This is a genomic window from Ensifer oleiphilus, assembly GCF_013371465.1.
Classification (GTDB): domain Bacteria; phylum Pseudomonadota; class Alphaproteobacteria; order Rhizobiales; family Rhizobiaceae; genus Ensifer; species Ensifer oleiphilus.
In genome coordinates this window covers 109,109-124,894 of the sequence record NZ_JABWDU010000002.1, presented here as the reverse complement: position 1 = coordinate 124,894, position 15,786 = coordinate 109,109, and the positions used below count along the sequence as shown (strand labels likewise).

Sequence of the window (15,786 nt, the reverse complement as noted above, 5' to 3'; positions counted from 1 at the left end):
GTTTCGTATTTCATTCTCTGGCAGGTGCCGATCAAGCAGCCATTGCCTTACGCAGGTTCTCGTCGATCTTGTCGAGGAAACCGGTGGTCGAGAGCCACGGCTGATCCGGGCCGATGAGCAGCGCCAGGTCCTTGGTCATGAAGCCCGATTCGACCGTGTCGACGCAGACCTTTTCGAGCGTTTCGGAGAAGCGCGCGAGTTCGGCATTGCCGTCGAGCTTGGCACGGTGGGCAAGGCCACGGGTCCAGGCGAAGATCGAGGCGATCGAGTTGGTCGAGGTTTCCTCGCCCTTCTGGTGCTGGCGGTAGTGGCGGGTCACGGTGCCGTGTGCGGCTTCCGCTTCGACCGTCTGGCCATCCGGCGTCATCAGGACCGAGGTCATCAGGCCGAGCGAGCCGAAGCCCTGCGCCACGATGTCGGACTGGACGTCGCCGTCGTAGTTCTTGCACGCCCAGACGTAGCCGCCGGACCACTTCAGCGCGGAGGCGACCATGTCGTCGATCAGGCGGTGTTCGTACCAGATCTTCAGTTCCTTGAACTTGTCGGCGAATTCTTCGTCGAACACCTTCTGGAAGATATCCTTGAAGCGACCGTCATAGACCTTGAGAATGGTGTTCTTGGTCGACAGGTAGACCGGAACCTTGCGCTGTATGCCGTAGTTGAGCGAAGCGCGGGCGAATTCGGTGATCGAATCGTCGAGGTTGTACATGCCCATGGCAACACCGGCCGACGGCGCGTCGAAGACGTCGTATTCGATTTCCTTGCCGTCTTCGCCGACGAACTTCATCGTCAGCTTGCCCTTGCCCGGGAACTTGAAGTCGGTGGCGCGGTACTGGTCGCCGAAGGCGTGACGGCCGACGATGATCGGCTTGGTCCAGCCCGGAACCAGGCGCGGAACGTTCTTGCAGATGATCGGCTCGCGGAAGATGACGCCGCCGAGGATGTTGCGGATGGTGCCGTTCGGCGACTTCCACATCTTCTTGAGCTTGAATTCTTCGACGCGAGCCTCGTCCGGGGTGATCGTGGCGCACTTGACGCCGACGCCGTGCTTCTTGATGGCGTTGGCGGCATCGATCGTCACCTGGTCGTCGGTGGCATCGCGGTTTTCCATGCCGAGGTCATAATACTCGAGGTCGATGTCGAGGTAGGGATGGATCAGCTTGTCCTTGATGAACTGCCAGATGATGCGGGTCATCTCGTCGCCGTCGAGTTCGACGACCGGATTGGCGACCTTGATCTTTGCCATGAAAATGCCTCGTAGCTTAGCGGGACAACGGGAGCGATGTCCCTTCCTCTTTAGAAAAATCCAGTGCCCTATAGCATTGTGAAACGGCAAGGCAAAGCATGCTTGGCTGAAACTTTGGGTGGAGATCAGATCGGCCTGAGGACAGGCCGACGGAGGGCATTTTCGAGGGGTTTTAATCCGCCGCAAGCCTTGAAAAGATTGGAGGCGGCGTTAATCAGAAAAGATCAGTAAGGCGGCGGCGCTCGAAGGCCGCAGCGGCAGGCAAAGGCATCCGATGGAAATTCGCTCCCGCGTGCGCGACTGGCTTCTCGCCAACGATCCCGCCTTTTCCCGGCTACGGCAGGCAACGCGCATCACCGCAACGATCGTTTCTTCGGTCTTGCTACTGATGGCATTTCATTATCTTGTAGCGCCGCTGCCGGCGGCCGCCTACGGCCTGGCTGTTTCGCTGTCGATCGAAGGTGGGCTTGCGGTGCGCGATCGCACCCACGGCGAACAGCTGGTGACCCGCGTGATCGCCGTCCTCGTGGGTGTCTCGATGGTGGCACTCGCATCGGTTCTTGAGAGCCACCGCTATGTCTCGGATGTCGTCTTCCTTCTGATCATCTTCCTGGCGGTCTATGGCAGGTCGTTCGGACCTCGATGGTTTGCCGTCGGCATGTTCGCCTTCATGTCCTATTTCATTGGCGCCTATCTCCGCCCGACGATCGACCAGTTGCCTGCGCTGTTCTTCGGTGCGACAGTTTCGGCGACGGTCGCTCACTTTGTCCGCACCGTTCTTCTGCCCGACAACCGCTACCGCGATCTCATGCGCGCCACTGCCAGTGTCCAGCAGCGCGTCGACCAGATGCTGGAGGAACTGGTCGACGTCGCGTGCAAGCCGATGCTGCTGGAAACAGATCGCACCCGGCTGCACCGGAGGGAAGAGCGCCTCAAGGAGGCGGTGCTGATGGCGGAAAGTTTCATTCCGACAGAAAACCGGCGCCCGGAACCCGAGCCGGGTCTCGCCACTTCGGATGTGGTGATCAACCTTTTCGACCTGCATCTGGCAGCAGAAAGCGTCATTGTCCTGAGCCTGCAGATGAAGCCTCCGGTCGCCCTGGTCGAAGCAATGCTGACGCGTAACGCCGCGGAGATCGAAGCGGAGACGGCACTCATCGATCGCACGAACGACCGCCTTGTCGAAACCGTCAAGGCACTCTCATGGCTGCGCAATGTTCGGCAACGGCTCGCCCAGAGCCTGGAAAAGCTCGACGCGCGCGATCTCGATGATCCGATCGAAGCGGTGACGGCTCCCGTGTCAGCCCGTCCAAAGCTTGCCATATCCAATCCGGCGCTCAAGGCAGCCATCCAGATCACGCTCGCAGCCGGCATTGCCATGGTCTTCGGGCTGATGCTGTCACGCGATCGTTGGTTCTGGGCGGTGCTGGCAGCCTTTCTCGTCTTCACCAACACGCGCTCGCGTGGGGACACGGCGGTGAAGGCGTTGCAGCGTTCGGCCGGTACGCTATTCGGTATTGTCGTCGGCATCATTGCCGGCACGCTGGTTGCCGGTAACATCTATCTGGTGCTGCCGCTGAGTGCCCTCTGCATCTTCCTTGCTTTCTATTTCCTTGCCGTTTCCTATGCGTCGATGACGTTCTTCGTCTCTATCGTATTGTCGCTGCTGTATAGCCTCATGGGCGTGCTGACCCCGGAACTGTTGCAATTGCGGCTGGAGGAGACGCTGATCGGCTCCATCGCCGGTGCTGCCGTCGCCTTCGTGGTCTTCCCGACACGCACACGAACCTCACTCGATCTTGCCATCAAGACCTGGTGCGACGAACTGACGGGGCTCCTGCAAGCAGCAAAGAACGGTGGCTCGGGCATGGCGCTGATTGCCCGGTCACAAGCACTCGACCGGGCCTACCGTGACCTTGCCGCAGCAGCGAAGCCCCTTGGCGTTTCCTGGCAGCTCGTCACACGCCCCGGTCATATCAGGCAGACACTGGCGATCTTCATGGGGTGCACCTATTGGGCGCGGGTGTTTGCCCGTCGCGTCGGGGACGAAGCTGAGCCTGAGGGTTCGACCTTCCTGCGCGACATCGATGAGAATCTCGCGCTTGTGCGTTCGATCGAGGAAAGAGGAGCGGGCTATTTCTACGATTCCGGACGCGTCGCCGGTCCCGTCAGCCGACATCTGCCGATATCGAAAGACGATGCGGAACTGGGGCTGGAGATGATCGGCATCTCGCTCAACCGCCTGCATCCAGCGGCGGCCTGACCTACACAGCTGCCTGGACTTTAATTTTCCGGGCTTTTGTGCGAGGGAAGCGCCGAACAGAAGGCGAAGGCGAAAGACATGGCAGGCACCAACAGCGAACGTGAACTCCTGACCGAAGGACCGGCGATCATTCTCGCCTATCCGCAGCTTGGCGAGAACATCGGTATGGTCGCCCGCGCCATGGCCAATTTCGGCCTGTCGGAACTGCGCCTCGTCAACCCGCGCGACGGCTGGCCGAACGAGAAGGCGCAATCTGCCGCCAGCCGCGCCGACCACGTCATCGAGGGCGCCAAGCTCTACGACACGCTGGAAGAGGCGATCGCCGACCTCAACTTCGTCTATGCGACGACGGCGCGTGACCGTTACGGCTACAAGCCGGTGCGCTCGCCGATCGTTGCGGCGCGCACTCTGAGGCAGCGCTTCACAGCCGGCGAGGCGACCGGCATCATCTTCGGCCGCGAGCGCACAGGGCTCACCAACGAGGAAGTGGCGCTTGCCGACGAGATCGTGACCTTCCCGGTCAACCCGGCTTTCGCCTCGCTCAACCTCGCGCAGGCCGTGCTGCTGATGTCCTACGAGTGGCTGAAGACCGGCATGGAGAGTGAAGACCAGACCTCTTTTCAGGCGCTGGAGCAGCGTCCTGCGAAGAAGGACGATCTGCAGGGCCTGTTCGATCATCTGGAAGATGCGCTGGAAGCGCGCAACTATTTTCGCTCCGCCGACAAAAAGCCGAAATTGGTCGAAAATCTGCGGACCGTTCTGACCAGGCCATCCTTTACCGAAACTGAAATCCGGGTTCTGCGCGGCGTGATCTCGTCGCTCGATCGGTTTTCGCGCGAACATCCCCGGGGTTCCGGCGCTCCTGCCGATAGCAGCAGGGCCGAGACCAACAAGAAAGTATCAGACAGCGGTGACAGCGACTGACCTGAAACCAATCCTCGTCTTCGACAGCGGCATCGGCGGGCTCACGGTCCTGCGCGAGGCGAGGGTGCTGATGCCGGAGCGGCATTTCATCTACATCGCCGACGATGCCGGTTTCCCCTATGGGGGGTGGGAAGAGGAGGCTCTGCGCGCGCATGTCATCGCGCTGTTTTGCCGACTTTTGGCCGAACATGATCCAGAAATCTGCGTGATTGCCTGCAATACCGCCTTCACCCTTGTCGGCGCCGATTTGCGCGCCGCCTTTCCAGGCATGACCTTCGTTGGCACCGTGCCCGCGATCAAGCCGGCGGCCGAGCGCACGCGCTCCGGGCTCGTTTCCGTCCTGGCGACGCCGGGCACAGTCAAGCGCGCCTACACGCGTGACCTGATCCAGTCCTTCGCCAGCCAGTGTCATGTCCGCCTGGTCGGCTCGGAAAACCTCGCCAGGATGGCCGAGGCCTATATTCGCGGCGAGAAGCTCGACGACGCCGAGGTGCTCGCCGAAATCGCGCCGTGCTTCATCGAGATGGACGGCCGCAAGACCGATATCGTCGTTCTCGCCTGCACGCATTATCCGTTCATGGCCAACCTGTTCCGCAAGCTCGCACCATGGCCGGTCGACTGGCTGGATCCGGCGGAGGCGATTGCGAGGCGCGCGCGCTCACTGGTGCCGCTACCCAGCGGCTTCCAGCCGCTTAACGGCGAGGACCCGGCAATCTTCACCTCGGGAAACCCTGATTTTTCGACACGCCGGCTGATGCAGGGCTTCGGCCTGACTGTGAGGTGACAGGGTCTTCTTATCTGTGGGTTTCGCGCTTTGAACCGGGAAAACTGCGGGGAAGAGTGCTAGACCTCAGGGCTTGCGGGCGCGCGCCCGACATCAGCCAGAGCATGTCCGGGAAAATGCGAAACGGTTTTCCGTCAGGAAATGCGTAAAACAGAGGTAGGGCCGTTCTGCTGCTCTGCCCAAACGACGAACGCCCTAAAGGCAGGATGAGGTACAGATGAAAGTCGGCATCGACATGGGAGCGACGTCCGAAGGGACTTCGGCTTCTCTCGATATCGAGGAGCTTCTGGCGACCCGTCTTTTGGTGCAGGGCAATTCCGGCTCCGGAAAGTCGCACCTTTTGCGCCGTCTCCTAGAGCAATCCGCCCCGTGGGTGCAGCAATGCATCATCGATCCCGAAGGCGATTTCGTCACGCTTGCCGACAAGTTTGGCCATGTGGTGGTCGAGGGCGAACGCACCGACGCCGAACTGATCGGCATCGCCACGCGCATCCGCCAGCATCGCGTTTCCTGCGTGCTGTCGCTCGAAGGGCTCGATATCGACCAGCAGATGCGCAGCGCCGGCGTGTTCCTCAACGCCATGTTCGATGCGGACCGGGAATACTGGTATCCGGTGCTTGTGGTCGTCGACGAGGCGCAGATGTTTGCGCCCGCGGTCGCCGGCGACGTCACCGAAGAAGTCCGCAAGATTTCGCTCGGCGCCATGACCAATCTCATGTGCCGTGGACGTAAGCGTGGGCTTGCCGGCGTGATCGCCACCCAGCGCCTGGCAAAGCTTGCCAAGAACGTTGCCGCCGAAGCCTCCAACTTCCTGATGGGTCGTACCTTTCTCGATATCGACATGCTGCGCGCCGCCGACCTGCTCGGCATGGACCGCCGCACCGCGGAAATGTTTCGCGACCTGAAGCGCGGCTCCTTCGTCGCCCTTGGCCCGGCGCTGTCGCGCCGTCCGCTGAAGGTGACGATCGGCGCCGTTGAAACCTCGGCGCGCTCGACGAGCCCCAAACTGATGCCGCTGCCGGAAGCACCGCAGGATGTGGAAGACCTGATCTTCACGCCCGATGCCGACGAGTTGACCCGGCCGCTCGTGCGCCGCGCCGCGCCACCGCCGCGCCCGGCCACCGACATTCTCGCCGAGCTGTCGCGCCCGCGCCCTGAGCCGATGGTGCCGATCGAGGTAAAACCCACCCAGCCGGAAATGTCATCGGAGGAGCGCGGCGCGCTCCTGGACAGCCTGCTTGCCGAGATTCTCGCCAATCCCGAAGCCGCGTTCCGGCCAGATGCCGAACTGTTCCAGGACTTTCTTGTGCGCTGCCGAATCCGGCGCGTGCCGGGTGCAGCGCTGTCACTCAGCGCCTTCCGGCGGAAGATGGCAATCGCCCGCTCGGGCGTCGATGCCGCTACGGCAGCGACAGACGCCTGGGCGTCGGCCCTCAGGCTCGCCGATCGCGTCACAGAAGATCTGCAGGGCGTGTTCCTGATGATGGCGCAGGCCGCCGTGCGCGGCCTGGCGTGCCCGTCGGACGCGATGATCGCACGCGCCTACGGCACCCATTCCGCCCGTCGCGCCCGGCGGCTTCTAGGCTATTTCGAGGAGAATGGGCTTATCGTCGTTCATGCCGACTTCACGGGCAAACGAATCGTGGCTTTTCCCGACCTCGGCCGCGAAACCGCTCCGGGCGACGCCAACGGGCCGGATGCCATGGATCCGTCTGCCGCTGCGGCTGAATAGCCGCGGCTTCCGTTCGAGGCTTCAGTGCCGGTTGCTCATTGAGGAGACAGCAAGGATTCACGACATCGCCTGTCGTGTGCGAAGCGTCAAAGCCACTCCTGAATCACATGGTCGGACGCATGGATGCAGGTCATCTCCAACCGGGTGTTGCCACTGTTGACGAAACGATGCGGCGTGCCGGGATCGACGACAATGATGTCGCCAGCCTTGCCGATGAGCGTCTGCTCGCCGACCGTGAACTCCGCCTCGCCGGAGTGAATGAGCCAGGTCTCCGGATAGGGGTGAACGTGTAGCGCCGGTCCTTGGCCAGGCTCCGCATCCATCAGGAAGAGTGAAACCGGCGTGCCGTACTTCCCGCCTTCAAAGAGGATCGTCCGGTTAGGGCTCTGTTTCTGCTCTGCGCGCGGAATGACATGAAACATACTCACCTCCATCGGGTTGGTTTGCTGGCTTGAATGAGTTATCTTGACGAGAAGATATTATCTCAAAATATCTTCTCGTCAAGATATATTGCTGGAGGCCGCGAGTTGATAATGCAGAATGAGCAGGAGGCGAGGGACCACGTCGACCGGTTGCGGGCGCAATGGGATCGCGAATTGCCGGATCTCGATACAGAACCAATGACCATCCTCGGGCGCGCCTACCGACTTTCGAACCTGGTGCGTCCGTCGATCGAGGAGACGTTTGCCTCCTTCGGTCTCGACCGCGGCGAATTCGACGTGATCTCGACGCTCAGGCGCTCCGGCCCTCCGTATCGCCTCACACCGACCGACCTCTATACATTGCTGATGATTTCGTCGGGCGGACTGACACATCGGCTCGATCGCCTTCAGAAGGCGGGGTTGATCCTGCGCGAGCGTTCGGCATCGGATGGCCGCAGCAGCGTGGTTGGGTTGACGGAAAAGGGCGTAGCGCTTGCCGAAGCCGCGTTTCGGGCAGACATGGCGAGCGAGGCGCGCTATCTCGAAGGCCTGAAGCCTGAGGAACGCGCAGCGCTGGCGGCACTGCTGAAGACGCTGCTTGTTTCCCTGGAAAACCGCGAGGCCGGCAACCCCGGCTGAATTGGTGCCGAATACGGTGATTTCGTTTGACAATGCCGACTGGAGGCACTAAAGCCGCCCCAACGCCGGGCAGAAATGTCCGGTGTTTCATTTGACATGTCCCGTGGTTTCTCCGGCATCGTGATCGTGAGAATCCTGTCAGAACTCTCAAAATGGGTTCAGAGGAGGGCGTGTTTCCTTGATCCGGCCTGGCAACAGACCGGTGTAACAGACTGAAAGGAAATGCGATGAGCAAGCGCGAATCGTCCAAGTACAAAATTGACCGCCGTATGGGCGAAAACATCTGGGGCCGTCCGAAGTCGCCGGTTAACCGCCGCGAATACGGCCCGGGCCAGCACGGCCAGCGCCGCAAGTCCAAGCTTTCGGACTTCGGTGTGCAGCTGCGCGCCAAGCAGAAGCTGAAGGGCTACTACGGCGACATCCGCGAAAAGCAGTTCCGTGCGATCTTCGCCGAAGCTGACCGCCGCAAGGGTGACACCCCGGAGAACCTGATCGGTCTGCTCGAGTCGCGTCTCGACGCGATCGTCTACCGCGCAAAGTTCGTTCCGACTGTTTTCGCAGCGCGCCAGTTCGTCAACCATGGCCACGTCAAGGTTAACGGCGTTCGCGTCAACATCGGTTCCTACCGTTGCAAGCCGGGCGACGTCATCGAAGTCAAGGAAAAGTCCAAGCAGCTCGTGACCGTTCTCGAATCGGTTCAGCTCGCTGAGCGCGACGTTCCGGACTACATCGAAGTCGACCACAACAAGATGGTTGCGACCTTCGTCCGCGTTCCGGTTCTCTCCGACGTGCCTTACGCCGTCGTCATGGAACCGCACCTCGTCGTCGAATTCTACTCGCGTTAATCCGAGGCCCAGGCCTTGTGAACGATCGAAACCGCCCGGAAACGGGCGGTTTTTTTGTCTCTTCAGATACGTGGCCGTTTGATCTGTCGCACATCGCCTTTGTCACGGACAAGGCGCTGACTTGCGCGGCGGAAGGGGAAATCGCATGCCGGAGCAGAAGACGCCGCAGGATCTGCAGGCGATCATCGAGGATATCCACCGCGAGCTGACGCCACGACTCGGCGAGGGCAAGGTCGCGGATTACATCCCGCAGCTCGCGCGCGTTGACCCCAAGCACTTCGGCATGGCGATCGTCACCACCGACGGTCAGGTCCACCGGGTCGGCGACGCCGAGGTGCCGTTCTCGATACAGAGCGTCTCCAAGGTGTTCACGCTGACACTGGCGCTCGGCAAACACGGCGAGAACATCTGGCATCGCGTCGGTCGCGAACCCTCGGGCTCTGCCTTCAACTCGATCGTCCAGCTCGAGCAGGAAGGCGGAAAGCCACGCAACCCCTTCATCAATGCCGGCGCCATTACCATCAGCGACCTGATCCTTGCCGGCCATACGCCACGCGAACTGATCGGCGAGATCGTCCAGTTCGTTCGCTATCTCGCTGATGACGATGCGATCGTCATCGACCACGAGGTCGCCCGTTCCGAGACAGCAACCGGCTTCCGTAACTTCGCGCTTGCCAACTTCATGCGTTCCTTCGGGCGGCTCGATCATCCGGTCGAGCATGTGCTCGGCGTCTATTTCCACCACTGCGCGCTGTCGATGACGTGCAGCCAGCTTGCCAAGGCCGGCCTGTTCCTGGCGGCCGGCGGCACCGACCCCTTGACCGGTCATTCGGTCGTGTCGCGCCAGCGTGCGCGGCGCATCAATGCGCTGATGCTGACCTGCGGCCACTATGACGGGTCGGGCGATTTCGCCTATCGCGTCGGCCTGCCCGGCAAGAGTGGCGTCGGCGGTGGCATCCTTGCAGTCGCGCCTGGCAAGGCCTCGGTCGCCGTCTGGTCGCCGGGACTGAACGTGAACGGTAATTCGCTGCTCGGATCGCTGGCACTGGAGATGTTGGCCGCACGCACCGGCTGGTCGGTGTTTGGCTCCTGATTTCCGCCGAAGGGCCGTTTTCCCTTGATCTTGCTGTGGGAACGGGGCAAGTGCTGGCCGTGACGCGCCGCGCGCTCTTTTCCCTGCGCCCGCCATTCCAGGATCGTTGCCATGGATCATTCGCCAGCCCTTTCGCCTGACGCAATCGACAATGCCGTTGAAGACGGTGACATCGAGACCGGCCTGCACCCGATCTTCGAACGCATGCCGTCGTCAGTCTCCTTCAACAAGCTGCGCAAGCGGCTGTTGCGCCAGACGCGGCAGGCGCTCGACGATTTCGGCATGCTGAAGGGCGCCAAGCGCTGGCTGGTCGGGATCTCCGGCGGCAAGGACAGCTACAGTCTTCTGGCATTGTTGATGGACCTGCAATGGCGCGGATTGCTGCCGGTCGAGCTCGTCGCCTGCAACCTCGACCAGGGGCAGCCCAACTTTCCGAAGCACATCCTGCCGGAATACCTGGCCTCGATCGGCGTCAAGCATCGCATCGAATATCGCGACACCTATTCGATCGTGAAGGAAAAGGTGCCGACGGGCGCCACCTATTGCTCGCTCTGTTCGCGGCTGCGCCGCGGCAATCTCTATAGGATCGCGCGCGAGGAGGGCTGCGATGCTCTGGTTCTCGGCCACCACCGCGAAGACATTCTTGAAACCTTCTTCATGAACTTCTTCCACGGCGGCAGGCTCGCCTCGATGCCGGCGAAGCTTCTGAATGATGAAGGCGACCTGATGCTGCTGCGGCCGCTGGCCTATGCCGCCGAAGACGACTTGGCGAAGTTCGCGGCAGCCATGGAGTTCCCGATCATTCCCTGTGACCTCTGCGGCTCGCAGGACGGTCTCGAGCGCAACGCGATGAAGGTAATGCTCGCAGATCTCGAGCGACGCATGCCCGGCCGCAAGGACACGATGCTGCGGGCGCTTGGCCATGTGAACCCGTCGCATCTGCTCGACCCCAAGCTATTCGACTTCCAGTCCCTCACACCGGAGCCCAAAGAATGAGCCATTCCGTCGACATCGCCGCCCTTGCCAATCTCTTGCAGGAGGCCGCGGTCAAAGAAATCCTGCCGCGGTTTCGCAATCTCGGTGCGGGCGATGTCCGGATGAAGTCGGAAGCGATCGATCTCGTCACCGAAGGCGACGAGGCGGCCGAGCGGCTGATCAAGGCGCGCATGGACGAGATTGCGCCGGGTGCAGTGTTCATCGGCGAAGAATCCGTTGCGGCCGACCCGGCCTTGCTCGAAAAGCTGGCGGACGCCGATCTCGCCGTCGTCGTCGATCCGATCGATGGTACCTTCAACTTCGCAGCCGGCCTGCCGCTCTTCGGCGTGATGGCGAGCGTCGTGTCCAAGGGCGAGACCGTCGCCGGCATCATCTACGATCCGCTGGGCAACGACTGGGTGATCGCCGAAAAGGGCTCGGGCGCCTGGATGTGCCGTCCTGACGGTTCGCAGGAGCGCATGGCAGTGACCGCAGGCGTTCCGCTCGAATCCATGGTTGGCGGCGCGTCGACGGGCTTCTACAAACAGGAAGCGCGGCGCGAGGTCATGGCCAACATGGCCAAAGTGCGGATCGCGACGAGCTACCGCTGCGCCGCACACGAATACCGCATCCTTGCCGGCGGCTACATCCACTTCCTGATGTACCAGAAGCTGATGCCCTGGGATCACCTGGCCGGCACGCTGATCGCCCAGGAGGCGGGCGCCTATGCCGCGCGTTTCGACGGTTCGCCTTATCTGCCTGCCCATCTCAACGGCGGCCTGCTGCTCGCCACCGACAAGGACAGCTGGGAAACGCTGCGCCGCGAGGTCTTCACCGTTTAAGGCTATTGCCCAGAAAACAGGAAAGCCCGCCTGGATCGCTCCAGGCGGGCTTTTTGTTGGTTTGGCCGATGTCACATATGGCCGCCGCCATGGTCGAGCGAGACGTCCTTGTCGCCGGGATGGGTGAAGAGCTTGCCCTTCTCAGCCCAAAGGGTGGCCACGATCGTCACGGCGCCGAAGAGCGCAAAGCCCCCGAGCAACGGTTGCAGCGTGCCGTTGAACAGCTGGCCGACGACGCCGCCGATCAGCGCACCGCCTGTTGTCGAGACGAAGCCGGTGATCGCCGTCGCGGTGCCGGCGAGGTGTCCCATCGGCTCCAGGCTGATCGCGGTGAAGTTGGTGGCGATGACCGCGAAGAACATCAACAGCACCGAGAACATCAGGTAGCTGACGACGAAGGCCGGCGTACCCGAAAGCGCCATGGCAAAGCCGATGCCGGAAATCAGCGTGAACAGAATCATCGACACGTGCGAGATGCGACGCATGCCGAAGCTGCGCACGAAGAAGCCGTTGGCGAAGTTGGCAACGGCAATGCCGCCCGCAGTACCGGCAAAGGCGATCGGCAACCATTCACCGAGGCCATAGACCTCGCCGAAGATCTGCTGAACGGTGACGATGTAGGCGCAGATGACGGCGGTGAACATCGTCATGCCGATCATGTAGCCGCAGGTGATGCGATTGGTCAGCACGGTCTTGAAGCCGGATGCGACCGACTTGACGGACAGCGGCAGGCGCTCTTCCTTCGGCAGCGATTCCTTCATGCGGGCGAGTGCCCACACGAAGAGGATCGCGCCGATGATGCCGATCAGGATGAAGATCCAATGCCAGTTGGCATAGAGGATGACCAACTGACCGATTGACGGAGCGACGATTGGAACGACCATGAAGACGATCATGACGTAGGACATCACCCGCGCCATCTCGCGGCCGCCGAAGCAGTCGCGCACGATCGCCATGGTGGTGATGCGCACGGCGGCCGCGCCAATACCCTGGACGAAGCGCAACACCAGCAACATCTCGAAGCTCTGGGTGAGGGCGGCTGCAAACATCGACACGGTGAAGAAGGCAAGGCCGCCGAGCAGCACTGCGCGCCGTCCGAACGTGTCGGACAGGCTACCGAAGAAAATCTGCGAAAGGCCAAAGCCAAGGAAGAAGACGCCGATGACGAGCTGTGTGTCGTTTGAGTTGGCGACATTAAGCGACTGGCCGATGCTCGGCAATGCCGGCAGCATGCTGTCGATGGCGATCGCCACGCTCGCTGTCATGACGGCGATGGTGATGATGAATTCGAGGAGGCCCATGTTCAGGCGCGCGGCGCCCGAAACCCCGTCGACATGGTCTGATTGTGTGGTGATCGTGGTCATTGTGCGTACCCGTAAAGAGCAGATCTGGGAGGAGAATCTGTTGGCGGGCTCAAATCAGCCCGCCGGATTGTGTGCCTTGAACAGCTTTCCGCGTTCGGCGATGAGAACGAAGACAATGCCGATCGCCGCCACTGTGAAATAGCCGATTGCAAGCGGTGCGGCCGTTCCGTCGAAGGCCTGGCCGATGAAGGCGCCGATGACGCCACCGCCGATGGTCTGCGTAAAGCCGAGCACCGAGGAGGCCGTGCCGGCAACGTGGCCGAGCGGCTCCATCGCCATCGCGTTGAAATTCGACGCGATCAGCCCGAACTGGAACATCGCCGCGCCGTAGAGCACCACGAAAAGCGGGAAGGGCACCGGCCCGTAGAGCGATGCCAACATCCAGAGGAAACTCGCAAAGGCAAAGCCGAGCAATGCGGCGTGAGACAGTGCCCGCATGCCGAATCGCCGAACGAGCTGCGAGTTGGTGAAGGACGCTACCGCCATCATGCCGGCAAATGCAGCGAACACGACCGGGAACCAGAGGCCCAGGCCGTAGACCCCGACCAGAATCTGCTGCGCAGAATTGATGAAGCCGAAGAGCGCGCCAAGGATCACGGATGTCGCCAGCGTATAGAACAGCGACAAGCGGTTGGTCAGAACGATCTTGAAGCCGCTGAGGATGACCGAAGGCGTGAACGCGCGGCGATGATCCGGGTTCAGCGTTTCCTGGAGTCGGAACACGACAAGCGTGGCCATCGCAAAGGCAAAGACCGCGATGACGACGAAGATCATGTGCCACTCGGCAAAGATCATGATCAGCTGCCCGATGCTCGGTGCCACGACCGGCACGATCATGAACACCATCATGATTAGCGACATCACTTCGGCCATGCGCCGACCACCATAGACGTCGCGAACGATCGACACGGTGATGACGCGGGTGGCAGCTGCGCCGATGCCCTGGACGAAGCGGAGCGCCAGCAGGGCGCTGAAGGTCGGCACGATGGCGATTGCGACCGCGCAGAGACCATAGATGCCGAGGCCGGCAAGCAGCGGTCCCTTGCGGCCGAAGCGATCCGACAACGGGCCGAAGAACAGCTGCGCCACACCCATGCCGATGAGATAGGCGGTGATGACATACTGCCGATGATTTTCGTCGGTCACGCCGAGGCTCGCACCGATCTGCTGCAGACCCGGCAGCATGATGTCGATCGAGATCGCATTGACGGCCATCAACATCGCCATCAGCGCGATGAACTGAAATTTGCTGAGGCCGGGTGCGGCCGCTTCGTCTGTCGTGCTCGTCATAGGCAAAATCCTTGCGGCGCGCCGGGCGCAACCGAAATAGGTCAAGACCGGAGTTTGTTCCGGAAAGAGGCGACGTCGGCTGGCAAAATGCCGGTCGGCATGTCGAGTGTCGTTTGAGGGGACGGGCCTGGTCCGGCAAAGCGGTGCAAGCGGCATCCGATGTGAAGCGAAAGGGACTTTCGACGACGGCAGCCGGGCGAAGCCGGAGCGTGGGGACGGGCAAACGCCCTTTCAAGCTGCTTATGCCGAGTTATCGCGACCGCTTCATGACAGAACGAGAGTGCGTTCCACCTAGAAAAGAACAACGAAAATTAGATGATCCGGATATATTTCCGGAATCAAAAAAGGCGGTCACCCGCCTTTTCCGACAAGATCGGAGTTGGCGGCCTGACTTAGGCAGCGGCACCCTTGACCGAAATTCCCTGTTCCTGCAGGTGCGACTGAAGCTCGCCAGCCTGGAACATCTCGCGGACAATGTCGCAACCGCCGACGAACTCACCTTTCACGTAAAGCTGGGGAATGGTCGGCCAGCTTGAGTAGTCCTTGATGCCCTGGCGCAGGTCCGCATCGGCAAGGACATTGATGCCCTTGTAGTCGACGCCGATGTAATCGAGAATCTGAACAACCTGACCGGAGAACCCACACTGTGGGAACTGCGGCGTACCCTTCATGAAGAGCACCACATCGTTGGTCTTGACTTCGTTCGCGATGAATTCGTGAATTCCGCTCATCTTTTCATCCTTCCTGCGCCGGCTTCAAGGACCGGATATCTGTTTGGCCTTAGATAGCATGCATATCGGTGATTTTCACCACCCAAGTGCAACAAATATTGATGGGCCTCAAGATGTGGTTTTAATACAACTTCTCAGGCCGGGCGTCGGCGTGTCTTGCTGCGCGCGCTGGCTGTTCGCGGCCGGCTCACCTGCTTCTTCGCCGGTTTGCCGATGGCGGCTTCCAGGATATCGCCCAGAATGCCGCCGGTCGCCGCCTTTCGCGTCCGGCGCTTGGTCCGCTTCGTCGCAGTCCGCTTGACGCCGGTCTTCTTCAGGATTTCCTTTAGCGCGCTATCAACGACGCCACTGACCAGTTCCTTGATCAGGTCGGCCATATCAGGCTTACTCCGGCGCGCTGGTCTGAAGGGCAAGGGCGTGCAGAACGCCGCCCATGTTGCCCTTCAGCGCATTGTAGACCATCTGGTGCTGCTGCACACGGGTCTTGCCGCGAAACGCTTCGGCTACGACTTCGGCGGCGTAGTGGTCGCCGTCACCGGCCAGATCGCGGATCGTGACCTTGGCGCCGGGGATTCCTGCCTTGATCATGTCTTCGATGTCGCCTGGTGCCATGGGCATGATACGCCTACTCCCTTT

Annotated in this window: 16 protein-coding genes; 9 read left to right on the top strand and 7 right to left on the bottom strand. The window is 61.4% G+C overall.

All coding sequences use genetic code 11. The features are described from left to right. Positions 1 to 31: 31 nt before the first annotated feature. Complete coding sequence (locus HT585_RS07340) at positions 32 to 1,246, bottom strand: NADP-dependent isocitrate dehydrogenase (RefSeq protein WP_173420075.1); 1,215 nt, start codon at positions 1,244 to 1,246, stop codon at positions 32 to 34. Between the two features lie 274 nt (positions 1,247 to 1,520). Between HT585_RS07340 and HT585_RS07335 the strand changes: the two genes are divergently transcribed. The 4 genes from HT585_RS07335 (at position 1,521) to HT585_RS07320 (ending at position 6,949) form a co-directional block, all read left to right on the top strand. Further along, positions 1,521 to 3,509, top strand: a complete 1,989-nt coding sequence (locus HT585_RS07335) for an FUSC family protein (RefSeq protein WP_176352302.1) — start codon at positions 1,521 to 1,523, stop codon at positions 3,507 to 3,509. 78 nt (positions 3,510 to 3,587) lie between these two features. Continuing rightward, positions 3,588 to 4,433, top strand: coding sequence for an RNA methyltransferase (locus HT585_RS07330; RefSeq protein ID WP_176352301.1), 846 nt, complete (start codon positions 3,588 to 3,590; stop codon positions 4,431 to 4,433). Continuing rightward, complete coding sequence (gene murI, locus HT585_RS07325; protein WP_176352300.1) at positions 4,420 to 5,217, top strand: glutamate racemase; 798 nt, start codon at positions 4,420 to 4,422, stop codon at positions 5,215 to 5,217. The genes HT585_RS07330 and murI overlap by 14 nt, the downstream gene beginning before the upstream one ends. A gap of 217 nt (positions 5,218 to 5,434) precedes the next feature. Beyond that, positions 5,435 to 6,949 carry a helicase HerA domain-containing protein gene (locus tag HT585_RS07320; RefSeq protein WP_176352299.1) on the top strand — a complete coding sequence of 505 codons (1,515 nt, stop codon included), beginning with the start codon at positions 5,435 to 5,437 and terminating at the stop codon, positions 6,947 to 6,949. Positions 6,950 to 7,035: 86 nt separating this feature from the next. Here HT585_RS07320 and HT585_RS07315 read toward each other — a convergent pair whose 3' ends face one another. Then, positions 7,036 to 7,371 carry a cupin domain-containing protein gene (locus tag HT585_RS07315; protein WP_176352298.1) on the bottom strand — a complete coding sequence of 112 codons (336 nt, stop codon included), beginning with the start codon at positions 7,369 to 7,371 and terminating at the stop codon, positions 7,036 to 7,038. Positions 7,372 to 7,482: 111 nt separating this feature from the next. Here HT585_RS07315 and HT585_RS07310 point away from each other — a divergent pair, with 111 nt between their 5' ends. From HT585_RS07310 to HT585_RS07290, 5 genes are all read left to right on the top strand, one after another. Continuing rightward, positions 7,483 to 8,010, top strand: coding sequence for a MarR family winged helix-turn-helix transcriptional regulator (locus HT585_RS07310; RefSeq protein ID WP_176352297.1), 528 nt, complete (start codon positions 7,483 to 7,485; stop codon positions 8,008 to 8,010). 227 nt (positions 8,011 to 8,237) lie between these two features. Further along, on the top strand, positions 8,238 to 8,855 hold the full coding sequence (gene rpsD / locus HT585_RS07305; RefSeq protein ID WP_173420068.1) for a 30S ribosomal protein S4: 618 nt from the start codon (positions 8,238 to 8,240) through the stop codon (positions 8,853 to 8,855). A gap of 145 nt (positions 8,856 to 9,000) precedes the next feature. Continuing rightward, the gene (locus HT585_RS07300) at positions 9,001 to 9,948 is read left to right on the top strand and encodes a glutaminase (protein ID WP_176352296.1); all 948 of its coding nucleotides are present in this window, start codon (positions 9,001 to 9,003) and stop codon (positions 9,946 to 9,948) included. A gap of 111 nt (positions 9,949 to 10,059) precedes the next feature. Continuing rightward, the gene (gene ttcA / locus HT585_RS07295; protein WP_176352295.1) at positions 10,060 to 10,944 is read left to right on the top strand and encodes a tRNA 2-thiocytidine(32) synthetase TtcA; all 885 of its coding nucleotides are present in this window, start codon (positions 10,060 to 10,062) and stop codon (positions 10,942 to 10,944) included. Beyond that, on the top strand, positions 10,941 to 11,765 hold the full coding sequence (locus HT585_RS07290) for an inositol monophosphatase family protein (RefSeq protein ID WP_176352294.1): 825 nt from the start codon (positions 10,941 to 10,943) through the stop codon (positions 11,763 to 11,765). Before ttcA ends, HT585_RS07290 begins: the two co-directional genes overlap by 4 nt. Positions 11,766 to 11,836: 71 nt before the next feature. On the opposite strand, the gene HT585_RS07285 is transcribed toward HT585_RS07290, so the two are convergent. The 5 genes from HT585_RS07285 to HT585_RS07265 form a co-directional block, all read right to left on the bottom strand. Next, positions 11,837 to 13,129 (bottom strand): multidrug effflux MFS transporter, encoded by a 1,293-nt coding sequence (locus HT585_RS07285; RefSeq protein WP_176352293.1) that lies wholly within the window; start codon positions 13,127 to 13,129, stop codon positions 11,837 to 11,839. A 54-nt stretch (positions 13,130 to 13,183) separates the two neighbouring features. Beyond that, positions 13,184 to 14,419 (bottom strand): multidrug effflux MFS transporter, encoded by a 1,236-nt coding sequence (locus tag HT585_RS07280; protein WP_176352292.1) that lies wholly within the window; start codon positions 14,417 to 14,419, stop codon positions 13,184 to 13,186. A gap of 392 nt (positions 14,420 to 14,811) precedes the next feature. Then, positions 14,812 to 15,150 (bottom strand): Grx4 family monothiol glutaredoxin, encoded by a 339-nt coding sequence (gene grxD / locus HT585_RS07275; RefSeq protein ID WP_025427160.1) that lies wholly within the window; start codon positions 15,148 to 15,150, stop codon positions 14,812 to 14,814. Between the two features lie 134 nt (positions 15,151 to 15,284). Further along, positions 15,285 to 15,527: a hypothetical protein gene (locus tag HT585_RS07270; RefSeq protein ID WP_176352291.1), complete on the bottom strand. Its 243-nt coding sequence runs from the start codon at positions 15,525 to 15,527 to the stop codon at positions 15,285 to 15,287. A 7-nt stretch (positions 15,528 to 15,534) separates the two neighbouring features. Next, on the bottom strand, positions 15,535 to 15,768 hold the full coding sequence (locus tag HT585_RS07265; protein WP_053247510.1) for a BolA/IbaG family iron-sulfur metabolism protein: 234 nt from the start codon (positions 15,766 to 15,768) through the stop codon (positions 15,535 to 15,537). Positions 15,769 to 15,786 lie beyond the last annotated feature (18 nt).

Excerpts from the sequence above, each read along its gene's own strand:
- HT585_RS07340 (WP_173420075.1), bottom strand. The coding sequence starts at position 1,246 with ATGGCAAAGATCAAGGTCGCCAATCCGGTCGTCGAACTCGACGGCGAC.
- HT585_RS07335 (WP_176352302.1), top strand. The coding sequence starts at position 1,521 with ATGGAAATTCGCTCCCGCGTGCGCGACTGGCTTCTCGCCAACGATCCC.
- HT585_RS07330 (WP_176352301.1), top strand. The coding sequence starts at position 3,588 with ATGGCAGGCACCAACAGCGAACGTGAACTCCTGACCGAAGGACCGGCG.
- HT585_RS07320 (WP_176352299.1), top strand. The coding sequence starts at position 5,435 with ATGAAAGTCGGCATCGACATGGGAGCGACGTCCGAAGGGACTTCGGCT.
- HT585_RS07315 (WP_176352298.1), bottom strand. The coding sequence starts at position 7,371 with ATGTTTCATGTCATTCCGCGCGCAGAGCAGAAACAGAGCCCTAACCGG.
- HT585_RS07310 (WP_176352297.1), top strand. The coding sequence starts at position 7,483 with ATGCAGAATGAGCAGGAGGCGAGGGACCACGTCGACCGGTTGCGGGCG.
- rpsD (WP_173420068.1), top strand. The coding sequence starts at position 8,238 with ATGAGCAAGCGCGAATCGTCCAAGTACAAAATTGACCGCCGTATGGGC.
- HT585_RS07300 (WP_176352296.1), top strand. The coding sequence starts at position 9,001 with ATGCCGGAGCAGAAGACGCCGCAGGATCTGCAGGCGATCATCGAGGAT.
- ttcA (WP_176352295.1), top strand. The coding sequence starts at position 10,060 with ATGGATCATTCGCCAGCCCTTTCGCCTGACGCAATCGACAATGCCGTT.
- HT585_RS07290 (WP_176352294.1), top strand. The coding sequence starts at position 10,941 with ATGAGCCATTCCGTCGACATCGCCGCCCTTGCCAATCTCTTGCAGGAG.
- HT585_RS07285 (WP_176352293.1), bottom strand. The coding sequence starts at position 13,129 with ATGACCACGATCACCACACAATCAGACCATGTCGACGGGGTTTCGGGC.
- HT585_RS07280 (WP_176352292.1), bottom strand. The coding sequence starts at position 14,419 with ATGACGAGCACGACAGACGAAGCGGCCGCACCCGGCCTCAGCAAATTT.
- grxD (WP_025427160.1), bottom strand. The coding sequence starts at position 15,150 with ATGAGCGGAATTCACGAATTCATCGCGAACGAAGTCAAGACCAACGAT.
- HT585_RS07270 (WP_176352291.1), bottom strand. The coding sequence starts at position 15,527 with ATGGCCGACCTGATCAAGGAACTGGTCAGTGGCGTCGTTGATAGCGCG.
- HT585_RS07265 (WP_053247510.1), bottom strand. The coding sequence starts at position 15,768 with ATGCCCATGGCACCAGGCGACATCGAAGACATGATCAAGGCAGGAATC.